The 19,109-nt window shown below is 68.2% G+C and carries 15 protein-coding genes and 1 tRNA gene; 11 read left to right on the top strand and 5 right to left on the bottom strand.

All coding sequences use genetic code 11. The annotated features are described in order from the left end of the window. Positions 1-344 precede the first annotated feature (344 nt). Entirely contained in the window at positions 345-2,012 is a 1,668-nt protein-coding gene (locus AC1DGI_RS01675) for a phytoene desaturase family protein (protein WP_441401986.1), read from the top strand. A gap of 24 nt (positions 2,013-2,036) precedes the next feature. Here the strand turns inward: AC1DGI_RS01675 and AC1DGI_RS01670 are convergent, their stop codons facing one another. Beyond that, on the bottom strand, positions 2,037-4,226 hold the full coding sequence (locus AC1DGI_RS01670) for a RecQ family ATP-dependent DNA helicase (RefSeq protein ID WP_476897510.1): 2,190 nt from the start codon (positions 4,224-4,226) through the stop codon (positions 2,037-2,039). A gap of 124 nt (positions 4,227-4,350) precedes the next feature. Here AC1DGI_RS01670 and AC1DGI_RS01665 point away from each other — a divergent pair, with 124 nt between their 5' ends. The 4 genes from AC1DGI_RS01665 (at position 4,351) to AC1DGI_RS01650 (ending at position 8,060) form a co-directional block, all read left to right on the top strand. Next, positions 4,351-5,769, top strand: coding sequence for a phosphomannomutase/phosphoglucomutase (locus tag AC1DGI_RS01665; RefSeq protein WP_441401988.1), 1,419 nt, complete (start codon positions 4,351-4,353; stop codon positions 5,767-5,769). Positions 5,770-5,774: 5 nt separating this feature from the next. After that, positions 5,775-6,284, top strand: coding sequence for a hypothetical protein (locus AC1DGI_RS01660; RefSeq protein WP_441401989.1), 510 nt, complete (start codon positions 5,775-5,777; stop codon positions 6,282-6,284). Between the two features lie 14 nt (positions 6,285-6,298). Next, on the top strand, positions 6,299-6,748 hold the full coding sequence (locus AC1DGI_RS01655) for an RrF2 family transcriptional regulator (RefSeq protein ID WP_476897509.1): 450 nt from the start codon (positions 6,299-6,301) through the stop codon (positions 6,746-6,748). Between the two features lie 151 nt (positions 6,749-6,899). Beyond that, positions 6,900-8,060, top strand: a complete 1,161-nt coding sequence (locus tag AC1DGI_RS01650; RefSeq protein WP_441400890.1) for a globin domain-containing protein — start codon at positions 6,900-6,902, stop codon at positions 8,058-8,060. Positions 8,061-8,194: 134 nt separating this feature from the next. Here the strand turns inward: AC1DGI_RS01650 and AC1DGI_RS01645 are convergent, their stop codons facing one another. Continuing rightward, positions 8,195-10,027: a phosphoenolpyruvate carboxykinase (GTP) gene (locus tag AC1DGI_RS01645; protein WP_441400888.1), complete on the bottom strand. Its 1,833-nt coding sequence runs from the start codon at positions 10,025-10,027 to the stop codon at positions 8,195-8,197. Positions 10,028-10,305: 278 nt separating this feature from the next. Here AC1DGI_RS01645 and AC1DGI_RS01640 point away from each other — a divergent pair. The 6 genes from AC1DGI_RS01640 to AC1DGI_RS01615 all read left to right on the top strand — a co-directional run bounded on the left by AC1DGI_RS01640 (position 10,306) and on the right by AC1DGI_RS01615 (position 16,251). Continuing rightward, positions 10,306-10,382, top strand: a tRNA-Arg gene (locus AC1DGI_RS01640). 183 nt (positions 10,383-10,565) lie between these two features. Continuing rightward, complete coding sequence (locus AC1DGI_RS01635; protein ID WP_476897508.1) at positions 10,566-12,023, top strand: dihydrolipoyl dehydrogenase family protein; 1,458 nt, start codon at positions 10,566-10,568, stop codon at positions 12,021-12,023. Between the two features lie 81 nt (positions 12,024-12,104). Next, a complete protein-coding gene (locus tag AC1DGI_RS01630) occupies positions 12,105-12,818 on the top strand; it encodes an ABC transporter ATP-binding protein (protein ID WP_476897507.1) in 714 nt (237 codons plus the stop codon). Further along, positions 12,815-14,860: a YhgE/Pip family protein gene (locus AC1DGI_RS01625; protein WP_476897506.1), complete on the top strand. Its 2,046-nt coding sequence runs from the start codon at positions 12,815-12,817 to the stop codon at positions 14,858-14,860. Before AC1DGI_RS01630 ends, AC1DGI_RS01625 begins: the two co-directional genes overlap by 4 nt. Further along, the gene (locus AC1DGI_RS01620; protein WP_441400881.1) at positions 14,857-15,498 is read left to right on the top strand and encodes a TetR/AcrR family transcriptional regulator; all 642 of its coding nucleotides are present in this window, start codon (positions 14,857-14,859) and stop codon (positions 15,496-15,498) included. The genes AC1DGI_RS01625 and AC1DGI_RS01620 overlap by 4 nt, the downstream gene beginning before the upstream one ends. A gap of 33 nt (positions 15,499-15,531) precedes the next feature. Beyond that, on the top strand, positions 15,532-16,251 hold the full coding sequence (locus tag AC1DGI_RS01615) for a hypothetical protein (protein ID WP_476897505.1): 720 nt from the start codon (positions 15,532-15,534) through the stop codon (positions 16,249-16,251). A gap of 76 nt (positions 16,252-16,327) precedes the next feature. On the opposite strand, the gene AC1DGI_RS01610 is transcribed toward AC1DGI_RS01615, so the two are convergent. The 3 genes from AC1DGI_RS01610 to AC1DGI_RS01600 form a co-directional block, all read right to left on the bottom strand. Continuing rightward, the gene (locus AC1DGI_RS01610; protein WP_441401208.1) at positions 16,328-16,837 is read right to left on the bottom strand and encodes a hypothetical protein; all 510 of its coding nucleotides are present in this window, start codon (positions 16,835-16,837) and stop codon (positions 16,328-16,330) included. Between the two features lie 115 nt (positions 16,838-16,952). Next, positions 16,953-17,480 (bottom strand): SixA phosphatase family protein, encoded by a 528-nt coding sequence (locus AC1DGI_RS01605; protein WP_441401210.1) that lies wholly within the window; start codon positions 17,478-17,480, stop codon positions 16,953-16,955. A 263-nt stretch (positions 17,481-17,743) separates the two neighbouring features. Beyond that, positions 17,744-18,613: a winged helix-turn-helix domain-containing protein gene (locus tag AC1DGI_RS01600; protein ID WP_441401211.1), complete on the bottom strand. Its 870-nt coding sequence runs from the start codon at positions 18,611-18,613 to the stop codon at positions 17,744-17,746. Positions 18,614-19,109 lie beyond the last annotated feature (496 nt).

The raw sequence follows: 19,109 nt of genomic DNA, 5'->3' as shown, positions 1-19,109 counted from the left end.
ATTCCTTCCTCGTCCCGTACGGCTGCACGTAATACTGATGCACCAATTCTCGAATCTCATCGCGGCTAATACCTCGCGGACCAACAGTCATGGCTACTCCTGCTCCTCTTCAATCACTGACTGACTCACAACCAGCCTGACGTAGAGGGGTACGAGGGGCACGCTCCCTCACCTCCGGCGGGTACGAGGGGCACGCTCCCTCACCTCCGGCGGGTATACGGGGAATGCTCCCTCACCTCCGGCGGGTATACGGGGAATGCTCCCTCACCTCCGGCGAAGATGGTCGAAACGCCCGCCGCCGGCCCTGCCGCTGGTCGGCGGCGTCCAGATGGCAGGATGGGCGCATGTCGACCAACCACGCATTTGACGCCATCATCGTCGGCGGCGGCCACAACGGCCTGGCCGCGGCAGCGTACCTGTCCAAGGCCGGACGGAAGGTCCTGCTGCTGGAGAAGCTCGCGCACCCCGGCGGGGCCGCCGTATCCGCGCAGGCGTTCGACGGCGTCGAGGCCCGGCTCTCGCGCTATTCCTACCTCGTCAGCCTGTTGCCGCGCCAGATCATCGACGACCTCGACCTCCGCATCACGCTCGCGCGGCGGAGGTACTCTTCGTACACGCCGGTCCCCGCCAACCCGGCCCAGGCGCTCCTGATCGACAATGAAGACCCTTACGCCACGGACGCCTCCTTCGCTGGGATCGGAGCGCCAGACGACTTCCGCGGCTTCACCGACTTCTATGCCAGTTGCGGGAAGCTGACGCGGGCACTTTGGCCGACGATGACCTCCCCGCTGCCCACCCGCTCGGAGGCCAGGTCCCTGGCGCTTCGGGCCGGGGCCGGGGAAGCATGGGAAAACATGATCGAGCAGCCGATCGGACACGCCGTCACCGAGGCAGTGCGGCACGAGCTGGTCCGCGGGGTTGTGCTGACCGATGCGCTGATCGGCACCTTCGCCCGCGCCGACGACGCCGACCTCCAACAGAACATCTGTTTCCTGTACCACTTGATCGGCGGCGGGACGGGCGACTGGGACGTGCCGGTCGGCGGGATGGGTGCAGTGTCCGGTGAGCTTGAGCGGGCCGCCCGCGAGGCCGGAGCAACCATCCGGGTGTCGGCGGAGGTCACGTCGGTCCGCCCAGGCGGCGTGGTGGGCTACCGGCACGCCGGCGCTGACCACACCGCTGTTGCCCCTTGGGTCCTGTCGAACGTGGCCCCTGTCGTCCTGGACCGGCTGCGCCACGAAGCGCCGACCGGAACGGGCCCAGCCACCGCAACTGGAACTGATACCGCGGCACGTGCAGGGTGGCCGCCCGCCGCGCAAAATCCGAACCACCTCCGTGAGGGCGCCCAGGTCAAAGTGAACCTGCTGCTCCGGCGGCTGCCGCGTCTACGGGACGCGGCCGTCAGCCCTGAGGCTGCGTTCGGCGGTACCTTCCACATCAACGAAACTTGGGCCCAACTGGACGCCGCCTACCTCAGCGCCGCTGCCGGCACCGTCCCGGAACCCCTGCCGTGCGAAATTTACTGCCACTCGCTGACCGACCCCAGTATCCTGTCGCCCGAACTGCACGAGTCCGGTGCCCAGACCCTTACCGTGTTCGGCCTGCATGTCCCGGACCGGCTGATCACCGCTGAAAACAACGAGAACCGTCGGGCGGAGCTGCAGGCGGCGGTGCTGCGTTCCCTCAACAGTGTCCTGGCCGAGCCGGTCGAGGAACTGCTGCTGACTGGTCCGGATGGCCGGCCATGCATCGAAACGAAGACCACCCTGGACATCGAACGCGCCGTCGGCATGCCGCGCGGCAACATCTTCCACGGCGGCCTCGACTGGCCGTTCGTGGACGACGACGCTCCCCGGGACACCCCGGCTCAGCGCTGGGGCGTGGCCACGGATGACCCGCAGCTCCTGCTCTGTGGCTCGGGCGCCCGCCGCGGCGGCGCCGTCAGCGCCATCGGTGGCCACAACGCGGCCATGGCCGTGCTCGAATCGGAACCGCCGAACGCCCGGCCGTGAGCCCGAACAGGGCAGCCCCGCGGTTCAGCCGGCCTGGCCGAGGACCAGCGGTAACACAGCCCCGGCGCCCGCGAGCCGGAGCGCCCGTCCGGCCACGGTCACGGTCCATCGGCTGTCCACCAGATCGTCCACCAGCATGACGCTCCGGCCCTGGATGCCGTCCAGCGCCGCGGCCAGTTCGGGCCCGACCACGAGGCGGTCCCAGACACCGGCGAGCCGGTAGGCGCTGTTGCCGCCACGGCCGCCCGTGGGGCCGCCGTGGGCGAGCTGCAGCTGGCCCAGGTACGGGATCCGGCCGATCTCGGAGATGCCGCGCGCCAGCGACTCCACGAGTTCGGGCTTGCCGCGGGACGGGATGCTGATGATCGCGGCCGGCCGGCCCGCGCCGCTCCAACCGGGCGTGCGGGCGTCGCCGGTGCCCCACTCGCGCAGGACCTGCACACAGGCGCGCAGCATTCCCTGGTCCACGGTCCGGTCGGGGGCGCCGGCAGCGAAAGTCTCCCGGAGGGCTCCGCCCCAGCCCAGGTCTGTCAGCCGGGCCAGCACGCGGCCGTTGGCCAGGCTTTCTTCCGGTTTGATCTTGCCCTTAACGTTCACGCCCAGGCGGTCCATGCCGCTGGGCCACTGCAGCCGCGGTTCCAGCACCGTCCCGGCACGGCTCAGGGTCGCGCCGGCCGCGGCCGTCGCGTCGGTGGCGATGTCGGCCGGGAACCACCGGCCGGCACAGTTGTCGCAACGGCCGCAGGCACGGGCCGTCTCGTCGTCGAGAACAGAGGTGATGTACTCCATCCGGCAGCCCGCGGTGTCCTGGTAGATGACCATGGAGTCCTGTTCGTCCACCCGCGCCTCGGCAATCCGGCGGTACCGCTCGGCGTCGTACGTCCACGGCCTGCCGGTGGAACGCCACCCTCCGCCCACCCGTTCGACGGCGCCGTCCACGGCCAGCACCTTCAGCAGCAGTTCCAGCGGCGTCCGCCGCAGATCCACCCGGGCCTCGAGTGCCACGGTGGACACTGCCGTGCCTGCCTCGGCGAGGGCGGTCAGGACGGCGGCGGCCTTTTCTTCCGAGGGCATCGAGGCAGTGGCGAAGTATTGCCAGATGTCCCGGTCCTCGGAGCCGGGCAGGAGCAGCACGTCGGCGTTCGCGGCCCCGCGGCCGGCACGTCCCACCTGTTGGTAGTACGCGACCGGGGAGGAGGGCGCGCCGAGGTGCACCACGAAACCGAGGTCCGGCTTATCGAATCCCATGCCGAGGGCCGAGGTGGCCACGAGCGCCTTCACCTGGTTGTCCTTAAGCAGTTGTTCGGCACGTTCCCGGTCTGCGGGATCGGTCCGGCCGGTGTAGGCGAGCACTTCGTGGCCCGCTTCGGCGAGGAGCCGGGCGGTGTCCTCGGCGGCGGAGACGGTGAGGGTGTAGATGATGCCGCTGCCGGGAAGGTCCTTTAGGTGCGTGAGCAGCCAGCCCAGCCGCTCCCGGGAGTCGGGCAGGCGCAGGACGCCCAGCCGCAATGACTCCCGGCCCAGGGCGCCGCGGATGGTCAGCACGCCCTCGCCGAGCTGTTCCTCTATGTCGTGCACCACCCTCGAGTTGGCGGTGGCCGTGGTGGCCAGGACCGGCACGCTGTCGGGCAGCTGGGTGATCAGGTCCGCGATCCGCCGGTAGTCGGGGCGGAAGTCATGGCCCCAGTCCGAGATGCAGTGGGCCTCATCAATCACCAGCAGGCCGGTCCGACGGACCAGTTCGGGCAGTTGGTTCTCGCGGAACGACGGATTGGTCAGCCGCTCCGGGGAGACGAGGAGCACGTCCACCTCATCGGCCGCGAGCTGTTCGCGGACGGTGTCCCATTCGAGCTGGTTGGCCGAGTTGATGGCCACCGCCCGGACGCCTGCCCGCGCGGCGGCGGCGACCTGGTCGCGCATCAGGGCCAGCAGCGGGGACACGATCAGGGTGGGGCCGGCACCGCGGCGGCGAAGCAACAGCGACGCGACGAAGTACACAGCTGATTTCCCCCAGCCGGTGCGCTGCACGACGAGGGCGCGGCGGCCGCCGTCGACGAGCGCCTCGATGGCCTCGAACTGGCCGTCGTGGAATTCGGCCCCCGGATGTCCCACCAGTTCGCGCAGCACTGTCTGGGCCTGGTCACGCGTCCCGCCGGCCCCGGCGGGAGCTGGTTCGGAAGCGGAAAGGACTGCAGCGTTCTGGTTATTGGCCATTGCTTCAGTATCCCAGTCCCCTCCGACAGCCGCGAAGCGGGCGAAGGCGTATGTGGAGATTCGCTGTCCACATACGCCTCCGGCACCAGCCGGCCCGGGGCCGCGGCCCCGTAAGATGGTCAGCGTGACTAGCAACCAGACAAAGACTTTTGACCTCTCGGCTTCCTTCAAGGCCTACGACGTGCGCGGGATTGTGGGCGAATCCATCACCGCGGAAATCGTCGAGGCCGTGGGGGCTGCCTTCGTCGACGTCCTGGACCTGGCCGGGCAGACCGTGCTGGTCGGCGGCGACATGCGCCCCTCCTCCCCGGAGTTCAGCCGGGCCTTTGCCAGCGGCGCGGCCACGCGGGGGGCCAACGTACAGCTGCTGGACCTGATCTCCACCGACGAGCTGTACTACGCCTGCGGCGCCCTGAACGCCGCCGGCGCCACCTTCACCGCGAGCCACAACCCCGCCGAGTACAACGGCATCAAAATGGCCAAGGCCGGAGCCGTGCCGATCTCCTCCGAAACCGGGTTGAAAGAGATCCAGGCCCTGGCCGAGGACTACCTCAACGCCGGCACCATCCCGGCGCACGGCACCCGCGGCCTGATCAGCGTGCGCGACGTGCTCAAGGACTACTCCAAGTACCTGCGCAGCCTCGTTGACCTCAGCCGGTCCCGTCCGCTCAAGGTCGTAGTCGACGCCGGCAACGGCATGGCCGGCATGACCACCCCGGCCGTGCTGGGTGACACGCTGCTGGCCAAGTTGCCGCTCGAGATCATCCCGCTCTACTTCGAGCTCGACGGATCCTTCCCGAACCACCCGGCCAACCCGCTGGAACCGGAAAACCTGCGCGACCTGCAGGCCGCCGTCGTCGAGCACGGCGCGGACATCGGCCTGGCGTTCGACGGTGACGCCGACCGTTGCTTCGTGATCGACGAGAAGGGCGAGCCGGTTTCGCCGTCGGCCGTCACCGGCATGGTGGCCCGCCGCGAGATTGCCCGGGCCATCGCCAACGGCGAGGACAACCCGACTATCATCCACAACCTCCTGACGTCGAGGGCTGTGCCCGAGCTGGTGGCCCGTGACGGCGGCCGGGCCGTCCGCACGCGCGTGGGACACTCCTTCATCAAGGCCGTCATGGCGGCCGAAGGTGCGGTGTTCGGCGGCGAGCACTCGGCACACTTTTACTTCCGCGATTTCTGGAATGCGGATACCGGCATGCTGGCCGCCATGCACGTCCTGGCGGCCCTCGGCGAGCAGGACGGGCCATTGTCCGAACTCGGCCGGGAATACGAGCCCTACCGGTCCTCCGGCGAGATTAACTCCGAAATCGAGGACAAGGCCGGGGCCGTGGAGCGCGTCCGCGCCGACTTCCAGGAAGAGGACGTTGAGGTGGACCACCTTGACGGCAGCACTTTCATCGCGGCGGACGGCAGCTACTGGTTCAACCTGCGCCCGTCCAATACCGAACCGTTCCTCCGCCTGAACGTGGAGGCCACGGACTTGGACATCATGGAACGCGTCCGCGACCGGGTCCTGGCCCTGGTCCGGGGCTGATGGCGATGACCGAATCAGCCGAAGGCCGGGGCACCATCCTGCAGCCGGCCGACCCTGCCGCGGACTCCTGGCGGGGCTCGGTGCCGGATTCCAGCGCCACGGACCTGGAGAACCTGCTGGGCACCGGCGTCGGGGCGGCCCAGGAGCAGCTGGAGCGCAACGGCGGCTTCCTGCCCTTCGCCCTGGTGGTGGAAAACGACGGCGAGGTCCGCCTCGTCGCAGTCACCCCGGCCGACGCGGCCGAGGACAGTGAAGCCGACTTCGACGCCGACGGCATGATCGATGACCTCACCGAACTGCTCCGTCAGCACCGTGACGAGTTCCGCGCCGCCGCGATCGTCTGCGACATCACCTTGCTGGAGGAGGACTCCGACGCGATCCACGTCGCCGCCGAGCACCAGGACGGCTCTGTCTTCGCGGCGGTGCTCCCCTACGGCGCGGACCCGGCGACCAACGAGCTGGCGTTCGGCGAGCTCTCCGCCGACACCAGCGAACCCGCTGTCTGGGTGGACTAGACCAGGCCGGTGCCATGAAGATCAACGCCTTCGCGGACGTGAGCCTGCGCGCAATGATGGTGCTCGCGGCCGCGGCCGAGGGCGAGCTGCTCACCACGCAGAGCATCGCGGACGCCGTCGGCACGCCCTACAACCACGTCAGCAAGGCGATGGCGAAGCTGCGGGAACTGGGCCTGATCGACGTCGTGCGCGGCCGCAACGGGGGCTCCCGGCTCAGCGGCGCGGGCCGCACCGCCACGGTGGGGCAGCTGTTGCGAACGCTGGACACCCGAACCGACCCGGCCGACTGCGTCGACGCCGGCGGCAGTTGCCCGCTGATCAACGAGTGCCGGCTCCGCGGGGCCCTGGGCCGTGCCCGCGAGGCGTTTTACCGTGAGCTTGACGACATTGTCGTCGCGTCGCTGCCCACCTCGCGGCAGATGAATCCCGTCTTTCAGGCGATCGGCCTGCGCCCCGGCCTGTAGCGGCCACAACCTGCCAGCGCGATGCCCCGTCACCGATTTGCGCAGCTTTTCTACGAAGTGTAGAACTGAGGCATAAATACTCGTATTTCAAATGCAAGTATTTCGGAACGGTCCGGTTGAAGACCCCGGACCTCTATCTCAGGAGTCAGCAATGCTCTCGGACAAGTCCTTCCCCGTCATCGAGGCCACCCTGCCGCTGGTCGGATCCCGGATCGGCGAGATCACCCCCAAGTTTTATGCCCGGCTCTTCGCCGCCCACCCCGAACTGCTGGACGGGCTCTTCAGCCGGTCCAACCAGCGCAACGGCAACCAGCAGCAGGCCCTGGCCGGGAGCATCGCCGCTTTCGCCAGCCACCTCGTGAGCCACCCGGGGACCCTGCCGGAAACCGTGCTTTCACGCATCGCCCACCGCCACGCCTCGCTCGGCATCACCGAACCGCAGTACCAGGTGGTCTACGAGCACCTGTTCGCGGCCATTGCCGAGGACCTGGCCGAGGTCATCACCCCGGAAATCGCCGAAGCGTGGACCGAGGTTTATTGGCTGATGGCCGACGCGCTGATCAAGCTCGAGAAGGGCCTCTACGCCGCACAGGCCAACGGCAAGATGTGGACGCCCTGGAAAGTGGCAGCCAAGACCCCGGCCGGTACCGGCTCCATGACCTTCACCCTGGAACCGGGCGACGACACCCCAATCACCCCCGCGCTTCCGGGTCAATACGTCAGCGTCAAGGTCACCCTCCCGGACGGCCTCCGCCAGGTCCGCCAGTACTCGCTGTCCGGCGACGCCGGCACCAGCCGCAGCTTCACCACCAAGAAAGACGACGGCGGCGAAGTCTCCCCCGTGCTGCACAACACCGTGGAGGTCGGCGACATCCTCGAAATCTCCAACCCGTACGGCGAAATCACGCTCAAGGAGGGCGACGGCCCCGTAGTCCTGGCCTCGGCCGGCATCGGCTGCACGCCCACCGCGTCCATTCTGCGCTCCCTCGCCGAGTCCGGCTCGGACCGACAGGTCCTGGTCCTGCACGCGGAAAGCAGCCTGGACAGCTGGGCCCTGCGCGACCAGATGACGGACGACGTCGAGCGCCTCGAGGGCGCCGAACTCCAGCTCTGGCTGGAGCAGCCCGTGGCCGGAACCAAGGAGGGCTTCATGTCGCTGCGCGAAGTGGACCTCCCGGCCAACGCCTCGCTGTACCTGTGCGGCCCGCTGCCGTTCATGAAGAACATCCGCAACGAAGCCATCAACGCCGGCATCCCGGCCACCAAGATCCACTACGAGGTCTTCGGCCCGGACATCTGGCTCGCCAACTGACCTGGGCATCCATTGCTCCGCAGGAGCCCTTATCAGGGTTCAAAAGGCCACTTGCGGAGCAATCGATGAGACAACGACGGCGGCCCCGCACCTTGCGAAAGGTGCGGGGCCGCCGTCGTTCGTTCAGCCGCAGGCTAGTGCGTGGCCATCCGTTCTTTCAGGCTTTCCAGCTCGGAGCGCAGCGCGTCCGGCAGCGAGTCGCCGAACTTCGCGTACCACTCCTCGATGGAGGCCAGCTCGGTGTCCCATTCCGCGCGGTCCACGCGCACGGCGTCCTCCACGTGGGCGTGGGTCAGGTCCAGTCCGGTGAGGTCCAGCGAGTGCCCGGCCGGCACGAAACCGATGGGGGTCTCGATGGCGTCTGCCTTGCCCTCGATGCGCTCGATGGCCCACTTGAGGACACGGGCGTTGTCACCGAAGCCGGGCCACGCGAAACCGCCGTCGGCCGTGCGGCGGAACCAGTTGACCAGGAAGATGTGCGGCAGCCGCTCAGGGTTGGCCTTACCGGAGACGCTGATCCAGTGCTTCAGGTAGTCGCCGGCGTCGTAGCCGATAAAGGGCAACATGGCCATCGGGTCGCGCCGGAGCACGCCGACCTGGCCGGCAGCCGCGGCGGTGGTCTCCGAGGAAAGCGTGGAGCCCATGAAGATGCCGTTGGTCCAGCTACGGGCCTGAGTGACCAGCGGAACCGTGGTCTTGCGCCTACCGCCGAAGAGGATCGCGGAAAGCTCCACGCCCTCGGGACTGAAGTATTCCTCGGCGAGCATATCGACCTGGGAGATCGGGGTGCAGAAGCGGGAGTTGGGGTGCGCGGCAGGCTTGTCCGACGCTGGCGTCCAGTCGTTGCCCTGCCAGTCGGTCAGGTGCGCCGGGACCTCGTCGGTCATGCCCTCCCACCACACGCCGCCGTCGTCCGTGAGGGCGACGTTCGTGAAGATGCTGTGTCCCTTGGCGATGGCACGCATCGCGTTCGGGTTGGTACCCCACCCGGTGCCCGGGGCGACGCCGAAGAGGCCGGCCTCCGGGTTGGTGGCGCGCAGTTCCCCTTCCTTGCCGATCCGCATCCAGGTGATGTCGTCTCCGAGGGTCTCGACGTTCCAGCCCTCGATCGTGGGATCGAGCAGGGCGAGGTTGGTCTTGCCACACGCGGAGGGGAAGGCCGCGGAAATGTAGTAGTTCTTCTTCTCCGGCGAGGTCAGCTTCAGGATGAGCATGTGCTCGGCCAGCCAGCCCTCGTCGCGGGCCATCACGGAGGCGATGCGCAGGGCGTAGCACTTCTTTCCGAGCAGGGCGTTGCCGCCGTAGCCGGAGCCGAAGGACCAGATGGACCGCTCTTCGGGGAAGTGCACAATCCACTTGTCCGGGTTGCACGGCCAGGCGACGTCAGCCTGGCCGGGGGCCAGCGGCGCGCCCAGGGAATGCAGGGCCGGAACGTAGAAGGCGTTGGTGGCGGTGATCTTGTCCAAGACTTCGCTGCCGATGGTGGCCATGATGCGCATGGAAGCCACCACGTAGGCGCTGTCCGTGATCTCTACGCCGAACTTGGGGTCCTCTGCATCAAGGTGGCCCATGACGAACGGGATGACGTACATGGTGCGGCCGCGCATGGAGCCGCTGAACAGTCCGCGCAGCTTCTCCTTCATCTCCGCCGGGGCCATCCAGTTGTTAGTGAAGCCTGCGTCGCGCTCGTTCTCGGAGCAGATGAAGGTCTGCTCTTCGACGCGGGCGACGTCGGCTGGGTCCGAGAACGCCGCGAAGGACTTCGGGAACAGCTTCTCGTTCAACCGGGTCAGGGTGCCGGCAGCCACGAGTTCATCCGTGAGCCGGGTATTTTCCTCTTCCGAACCATCAACCCAGTGGATCCGGTCCGGCTGGGTCAGTTCAGCTACCTCTTCGACCCACGCCAGCAGTCCAGCATGAGTGGTGGGTGCTTTCTCAAGCAGCGGCAGTCGCGCCAGATCGCCCATTACGGTTCCCTTCCTCGGGTTCAGTGGTGTGTCCTAAATGCTAGGTCTCGCGGAGGCTTCATTTTCAGGACCAAATGCGGGTTGACTGCGCGACCGGAATCTAAAAACCCCGGAAATTCAAGGTTTCGTAACTTCGGAGACTGGATAAACTGTGATTAAGGTCACGTAGACCGGTCTAGTCGGGCAGATTACACGGCTGCGGATTTGGAACAACGGGCCGACCTCGCGTAAAGTAATTCGAGGTTCGGGGAGCGAGAAGTTCCCAAAGAGCCGCGAATGCGCCCATAGCTCAGCTGGATAGAGCGTCTGTCTACGGAACAGAAGGCCGGGGGTTCGAATCCCTCTGGGCGCACCAAAGAGCAGTAAACGAAGATCCGCACCGGCCCGGCCGGTGCGGATTTTTTGTTTCCCGGCCGTATCCCGTTTCGCCGGCCGCTGCCGCCGGTTCCTTCCTTCCAATCCGCGACGGCGCCGCGGCGCTTGCCGCCGCAGTGCCAGCCCCCGCGGTGCCGATTTCCGGCAGGGTTAGGCTGTTGCCATGACGGCACAGATTGAGCGTGAATTCGATGTCATCGTGATCGGGGCCGGCGCGGTGGGCGAGAACGTCGCCGAGCGTGTGGTGCGGGGCGGGCTCAGCGTCGTCCTGGTGGAGGCGGAATTGGTGGGCGGCGAGTGCTCCTACTGGGCCTGCATGCCCTCGAAAGCCCTGCTCCGGCCCGGCACAGCACTGCACGGCGCCCAGACCGTGCCCGGCGCCGAGGAAGCAGTCACCGGGACACTCGACACCGCAGCCGTCCTGAAGCGGCGGGACTATTTCACTTCCAACTGGCAGGACGACAGCCAGGTCAAATGGGTGGAGGACACCGGGATCGACCTGATCCGCGGCCACGGCTGGATCACCGGCCCCCGCCGCGCGGAGGTCGCCGGTCTGGACGGCAACAACTACGTGCTGGCGGCACGCCACGCCGTCGTCCTGGCCACAGGGTCACGCCCGAGCATCCCGCCGCTGGAGGGCCTCGACGACGTCGACTTCTGGACCACCCGCGAGGCCACGTCGGCCCGGGAGATCCCGCAGCGGCTCGGCGTGCTCGGTGGCGGGGTGGCCGGCACCGAACTCGCGCAGGCCTTCGCCCGGCTCGGGGCCGCCGTGACGCTGGTGGCCCGCCGCGGGCTGCTCGGCGCGTTCCCGGCACCGGCGGCCGAGCTGGTCCAGGCCGGGCTGCGCGCCGACGGTGTCGAATTCCACCTCCACACCGGCACCAAAAGCGTGCAGGAGAACGACGACGGCTCGCTCACACTGGCCCTTGACGGCGGCGGCAGCATCACTGTGGACAAGCTGCTGGTCGCCACCGGCAGGCACCCCGCACTGGAAGGAATCGGACTCGAGAGCGTGGGCCTGGCCGCCGAAGAGGGAAAGGCACTGCGGCTCGGGACGGACGCGAGCGGCCTGGTCCTGGGAGCGGCAGAGAACGACGGCGCCCCGTGGCTCTACGCCGTCGGTGACGCCGCGGGCAAGGTGCTGCTGACCCACCAGGGCAAATACGAGGCCCGGGCCACCGGCGACGCGATTGCCGCCCGCGCCAGCGGCACCCTGAGCGGCGAGCCGGCGCCGTGGAGCAGCTACGCCCACACCGCGGACGAGCACGCCGTGCCCAATGTGGTCTTCACCGACCCCGAGCTGGCAAACGTGGGCCGCAGCCTGGCCCAGGCCGAGAAGGACGGCTACCGGGCCTCCACCGTCGAGCTTCCCATTCAGGTGGCGGGGTCCTCGCTGCACTCCGAGCATTACAAGGGCTGGGCCCAGCTGGTGGTGGACGAGGACCGCAAGGTACTGCTGGGGGCGACTTTTGCGGGTCCCGACGTTGCCGAGCTGTTGCACGCGGCGACGGTCGCCGTCGTCGGCGAAGTCCCGCTGGACCGGCTCTGGCACGCCGTTCCGTCCTACCCCACGATCAGCGAGGTGTGGCTGCGGCTACTGGAGGAATACGGGCTCTAGGGGCCACCCTCCCGCACTTATTTGAACTGACCAGTCAGTTCAGTTAGCCTTGAAGCAGATCATTTCTGCGAAAGGCACCTCTTGCTCCGCGTTCAACAGCTCCACGTGAAGGGCCGGCGGGACTTCCTGCTCCCGCCCACCTCGCTGCAGGCCGCCCGGGGCGAGCTGCTGCTTGTCACCGGCAACCGCCAGGACCAGCGCACCGCGCTGGCACTGACCTTGAGCGGCCGGATGAAGGCCTCCGCCGGCACCGTCGAGTGGGACGGCGCCACCCGGATCAAGGAGTTGCGGCAAGCGAGCGCCGTCGTGGACGCGCCCGGCGTCAACGAGCCGGAGCAGCACCTGAGCGTCCGGGACCTGGTCACCGAGGACCTCGCCCTGATTCCCCGCCGCTTCCGGGGGGCGCTGCTCAGCACGCCCTGGCTCAAGGTCAACCGCTTCGAGGACATTGCCGGGCGCTGGGTCGAGGACCTGTCCGCGGACCGGCGCCTGGAGCTCCTGACAGCCCTGGCCCTCGCCAATCCGCGCACCGACCTGCTGGTGGTGGACTCGCCCGCCCGTCACAGCGCCGATCCGGCCGACTGGCTGCCGCGCCTGCAGGAGCTGGCGTACGACGGCGGGCGGCCGCTCGCCGTCGTCGCCACCGTTGGCGCCGTCCCGCCGGGCTGGACCGGTCCAGTCGCGGACATCGGCAACGCCGTCCCGGCACCGGCGGCCACAGGCACTCCGGAGGCCCCGGAGGCAACGCCGGCCACGGCTAGCCTCCTTCACTTCGAAACCGAGGACGCCCGATGACCGTGTTGCGGCTGGCCCGCTCAGAACTCAAGCGAATGACCGGCGGGCTGCTGCCGAAACTGACCATCGTTGCGCTGACCCTGGTCCCGCTGCTCTACGGCGCGGTGTACCTGTACGCGAACTGGGATCCTTACGGCAGGCTGGACCAGATCGACGCCGCCCTGGTGGTTGAGGACACCGGCGCCGGCGCGGCCGACGGCACCCGGCTGGAGGCCGGCCGCAAGGTCGCCGACAGCCTCGTGGCAGGCCACGTCTTCAACTGGCAGGCCGTCGCCAGCGCGGAGGCCGCGGACGAGGGCGTGAGCAGCGGCAAGTACGCGTTCGCGCTGAAGATCCCCAAGGATTTCTCCGCCAACCTGGCGTCGCCCGGCAACTTCGACGCCGCCAACCAGGCCATGCTGAACGTCACCACCAACGACGCCAACAACTACCTGCTCAGCACGATCGTGGACAAGCTCACCACCGCCGTCCACAGCACGGTCGCGAAGGAGGTGGGCGAGGAAACCGCCAACCAGCTTCTCACCGGCTTCGGCACCATCCATTCCCAGATGCTCAAGGCCTCCGACGGTGCCCGGGACCTTGCCGGCGGGGTGTCGTCGCTCCACGACGGCGCGGTCAATCTGCATCAGGGCACCTCCGGGCTCAAGAGCGGCGCCGGTGAACTGGTGGCCGGCCAGCGCAAGCTCGTCGACGGCGCGAACGCGGTAAGCGGCGGGGCCGGACAGCTCGCCGCGGGGCTGGGCCAGCTCAAGGACAAGACCGCCGCGCTGCCCGCTGATTCACAGCGCCTGGCCGACGGCGCCGCCCAGGTGGCGGCCGGCAACGCCGCGTTGAACGCCAAGCTGCAGGGCATGGCGGGGCAGTTGGCATCCGCGGAACAGGCCGCAGCACAGGCCCAGCGCAGCCGGGTGGTGGCCTCCAACGGCCGGCTGCTGGCGGCCGGGGCGATCACCCAGACGCAGGCTGACGCCATCCTCGCCGACTACGACTCCGCCGCTGCGGCCCCGCCCACCGGGACGGCGGCTGCCCTCAAGGGCGCCGCGGCCCAGGTCCAGCAACTCGCGGACGGCTCGGCCGCCGTCAGCGCGGGGGCCGCGCAGCTGGCCGGGGCAGCCCCTGCCCTCAGCGGCGCCGTTGGGCAAGCCTCCACCGGCGCGGACCGGCTCGCTGCCGGCACCGCGGACCTGGCCGCCGGCCAGCAGAACGCCCTGGCCGGGGCGGAGAAACTCGCCCAGGGCGTGCAACAGCTCGACGACGGCGCGGCGCAGCTGGAGAGCGGCGCGGCCAAGGCATCCGACGGCGCCGGCACCCTCGCCGACGAACTCGCCAAGGGCGCCGGCAAGGTCCCCAACCCGGACGACGCGCAGAAGAACAGCCTCGCCAAGGTCATGGCCGACCCGGTCGCCGTCAGCAACGTCTCGCAGGCCAAGGCCGGTTCCTACGGCGCCGGGCTGGCGCCGTTCTTCCTCACCCTGGCGCTGTGGATCGGTGTCTTCATGCTGGTTCAGGCCATGCGTCCGGTCACCCAGCGAGCCCTGGCGTCCAACGCGCCGACGTGGAAGATCGCCGTCGGCGGCTGGCTGCCCTTCCTGGCCGTCGCCGCGGTGCAGGCCAGCCTGCTGACCCTCGTGGTGGACGTCGGGCTCGGCCTCAACCCCGCCCACCCGGTGCTGATGTGGGTTCTGATGCTCGCGGCCGCCATGGCGTTCAGCGCGATCATCCAAGGCGTCGTGGCGCTGCTCGGCTCGCCCGGCAAGCTGCTGGTGCTGATCCTGCTGGTCCTGCAGCTGGTCTCCTCGGGCGGCACTTTCCCCTGGCAGACCACGCCGGAGCCGCTGCACGTGGTGCACCAACTCCTGCCGATGGGCTATGTGGTCAACGGCATGCGGCACCTGATCTACGGGGCCGAGCTGGACAGCATCCTGCCCGTCATGCTGGGCATGGTTGGCTACACTTTGCTGGGACTGGCAATGTCCGCCGTCGCCGTCCGGAAGCACAAGTTCTGGACCCTCAAGACCCTGAAGCCGGAGATCGCCGTATGAGCACCACGCCACACGCGGCCGCGGCGCCTGACGCCGAGGGAGCCAAGAAACTCCGGCCCGGGCGCACCAACGCGACCAAACAGAAGTTGTTCGACGCGTCGATGGAGCTGATCGGCGAGCGCGGGGCCGCGGGCGTGACGGTTGACGAGATTGCGGCAGCCGCCGGCGTCTCCAAGGGCACGGTGTATTACAACTTCGGCAGCAAGTCTGATCTGATCGCCCAGCTGCTCCGGCACGGGGTGGACATCCTCATGGCGCGGCTGCTCAGCGTTAGGGACGAATCCGCGGACCCGCTGCGGGCGATGGACGAAATGATCGGCCAGGCCATGGACTTCATGGCGGAGTACCCCTCCTTCGCGAGGTTGTGGATGAGCGAGAGCTGGCGGACGCCGAGTGAGTGGCAGGATACCTTCGCCGAGCTTCGAGGCCCGCTCCTCGGAGTGATTGGCGCGGCGATTGAGGCCGTGGCGGCCAAGTACCCCGTGGACCCGGACCTGTCCCGCGGCAGCCTGGAGACCGCTGTCTTCGGTGCCTGTTTTGTCGTGGGCCTGGACCGCAAGACGTACCACCCAGAGCGGACCCGGGCGCAAAGCGTCGCCGCCATCATGGCGATCATGCGTGGCTACGTGGTGAAGTAGCCCCGTTCGGGGATGATTAGTCACATGCGCCACATGGGTAAAAGCGGCAAGACCGCCATCGGAGCGTCGCTGGCCGCCCTGGCGTTGCTGGTGCTCGCCGGCGCCACCCTGAACGAGACGGAGGCCCTCTGGTTCCTCGCCGCCTCCGCCATCGCCTACGTGGCGTGCGTGGCGGAGGTCGTGATCCGACGGCGGCACAAGACGCTGTTGGCCAGCGGGGTGGGCAGCATCCTCTTCATCGGCTTCGGGATCGCGTTCCTGCGCCAGTGGGGACTCGCCTTCAACGCCGCCCCGGACGCGCTGTCCGCTCCCGTGGATAGCACGTACCCGGACCTGTACTTCTATCTCTCGGCAGCCGCCGGCGCGGCGACCCTGCTCCTGCTGCTCGCCGGCACCGTCCTGCCCGGCCGCGGCCCCGCACCACGCGCTGGGTACGCATCCCGGCGGCCGGCGGCCGCATCCCGCCGCCCGGTCCCGCGGAAGCCGCCCGCCCGGCCTGCTTCCCGGCCGGCAGCGTCCCGGACCTCGCCACCGCGGACCTCGGCACCGCGCGTTTCGGCAACAGAGGCTCCCGCGAAGCGCGCCGCCGCAGCGCGGACTCCCGTTTCCCGGACGACGACGGCGCGGACGCCGGTACCCGCGGCCAAGCGGACCTCGTCGTCGTCGGCTGCAAAAGCGTCAGCGAAAGCGCCGGTGAAACCCGCCGTGAAAGTACCGGCCCGGCCCTCTGCCAAGGCTCCCACCCGGCGCTGATCGCCGCGGGCGGCAGCGGATGTCGGCAGCGGATTGGGGGCGCCGCACCAGGCGGCTGGGCCGGTGTTCCTGCGTCTTAGAGGTTGCGCGGCTGCTCGCCGTGCGGATCCTCGGTGTCACGCCGTTCCGCCGCGGCGTCCTCCCGGATCGCGGCGGTGTCGCCGCTTGCCGCCGGACGCTCGCGGTCGCCCCGGTCGCGGCGCAGTTCCTCCTGGGGCTGAGCGTCGCGCGTCTCGGCGTCGCTGCGCTCGGTCGTGACGACGTCCGGATCGACCTCGTCGGCCCGACGGAGCTGCTCCTCGGCGCCGGTGCGGACGTTCTGCGCCTCCTGTTGCGTGCCGCGGGCCTGCATGCGGAGTCGTTCGGCCTCGACTTCGGCGGCTTTGGCGTCTGCTTCCGCGCGCGCCGCCTTGGCCTCATGGTCCCTGGCTGCCAGCTGGTCGGCCTCTGCCTTTTCCCGCATTTCCGCGGCCCGGTTCCGGTCCGCGGCCGTCTTGCGCTTGCGGCTGAAATAGATGGCCACTGCGACGATCGCGAGCACCACCACGACGCCGACGATGATCCCTACAAGCTGTCCTGAATCCACGGTGATCCACCTTTTCCCTTGGTCGCCAAGAAAACGCCATCAGTAAAAGCATTAACAGCATCAGTAAACAACACAATCAGCGGGCTGACTATCGGTCCGCCCACGCGCCGGGCCGCTACTTCGCCCGCGGGACCTTGAAGTGGGTCAGCCGGGCGTCCTGGCCGTCCAGTTCGGCCCAGGACTTCTCCGTCTCAAAAACCGAAAGCCCGCTGGTCGGATAGCGCGTGGCCGCATCCATGTAGGCGTCATGGTTCGAGTCGCGGGAGGCCAGGTGCATGGCTAAGTCCTGCACACCGGGCATGTGGGAGATCACCATCAGCGTCGTCACGGTATCCGGGACGTGGTTGATGACCGCCAGCATGCGCGAGGCCGAAGCGCCGTAGAGACCGTCCTCGAGTTTCGGCGTCGGGGCCTTATCCCCCAGTTCGCTGCACACCCAGGTGCAGGTCTGCCGGGTCCGCAGTGCGCTGGAGCAAAGGATGAAATCTGGGACCACGCCGTGCTTGAGCAGCCATTTGCCCGCCAGCGGCGCCTCCCGGTGGCCGCGCTCTTCCAGCGGCCGCTCATGGTCCGCGACGCCGCCCGGCCAGTCCGCCTTGGCGTGCCGCATGAGCACCAAACGTTTGATGTAGTGGTCACTCATCCCCCAAGCCTAGCCCGCCCGCACAGACCTAAGCATTGGAGGCCAGTGAGCGGACTCTGCCTCCGTGAACGGCAGAAGGCGGCATGTTCCGTACTGGCCGTTGTTGCTTTGGAGAGGAAGAGAAGCGGCTTTCCGCGTAGTGCCGCATCGCCGACTGAGGAACGAAGGAGGTGTCTAAGGCACGGCGGAAAGCCGCTGAAGCTTTCTCGAAAGCGAAAGCGCCCGCCCCCAATGAGGAACGGACGCTTTGCGCGAAGCTAGAGCTAGATGGAGTACTCCGGAGCGGCCCAGACCACAACCTCCGGGTGCTCATAGAACCGGTAGCCCTGGCCACGCACGGTCCGCACAGTGTTGGCCAGCCGGCCCAGCTTGGAGCGCAGGCGGCGGATGTGCACGTCGATGGTGCGCTCGTTGGGAACCTCTTCGGCGTTCCGCCACAGGCCCTCGAGCAGTTCGTCGCGGCCCACGGTGCGGGTGCCGTTCTCCACCAGGTAGTTGAGGAGCTCGAATTCCTTGAACGTCAGGTTCAGCGATTCGCCGTCGAGCGCCACCTCGCGGCGGGCGAGGTCGATCAGCACGCCGGACGGACGCGGATCCTGCGCCTGCTGCAGCCGCGTGTTCTCGGCGCGCTGGCGGGCGCCGGCGGTGGGGTCCCCAAAGGTGGACCGGACGACGTCGAGGGCTGATCCCGGAGCTGAGGCTGGGGCGACGGCGACGGCGGCGTAGCTTTCGGCGCCGGCCACGAGGGACTGGGCATAGGCCCTGATGTCCTGGGCCAGTTTGGCGATGGAGGTGCCGGCGGCGGCGGCGGTTTCCTCATCGATGCCCATGTAGAGCACGAAGCCGCGGGCCACATTGTCGTTGGGCACGGGGCGGAGCGGGTTGCCGCCCGGGGCGACCACCGGGGTGGGCGCGGTGGCCGGCGCGGACTCGGCGGCGGGGACTGCACGCAACTGCCCGTAGGAGTTCGGGTTGTAGCCCTGCCCCGCGTAACCGGGTGCCGGGAAGCTGTTGCCGGGGCCGGCGGGGCCGATGCTCGGACGGCCACCAAAGCCTTGGCGAAGGCCGGAGGCCTGTCCGGCCTTGTTGGCGTTACGGACGGAGATGTGGACGTATCCGGATGCAACTGACATGGAATGCTTACCTCAATGTGAATGGCCGTAATCGCGGCTCGAATGCTAATTTCCCCGCAATGCAAACTGGGGAGGGGCGCCCGACTCGGGGCTGGGGCGAATGCCTAGAAACGTTCTGGGGTGGAGAAGTTAGGCGTGCATTCGACAACAACGCATCTCGGATCCAGCTGGTGAGCTGATCCAGGAAGCTGCGGCTGCAGGTGCTGTTGAGTTCTTGTTCACAATTGAAGTGTGCAACGTAACAAAGAGAACTTGCAAGTAACAAAGCACCGCAATGTCCGCATCGTGAGACGAAAAGCGCGATTGTAGCGCAAATCACAATTCTGACCGATGGAACAAAGCGCTGCCATTCTGCGGACTGCGGCGACAATTGCCGGACTGAACCGAAGAATGTTCGCCACACTGGCGTGCTCTCCCGAAATCATTCACTGTAGGTGAAACCTGCGGAATCGTCATATTGGCTTTCCGCCGCCACCGCTGTCCAAGGAGTGGTCAC

This window comes from Arthrobacter sp. 05N428_2, from assembly GCF_056397065.1.
Note: the sequence above shows the minus strand (reverse complement) of the source record. Positions and strands in the feature narration are given on the sequence as shown.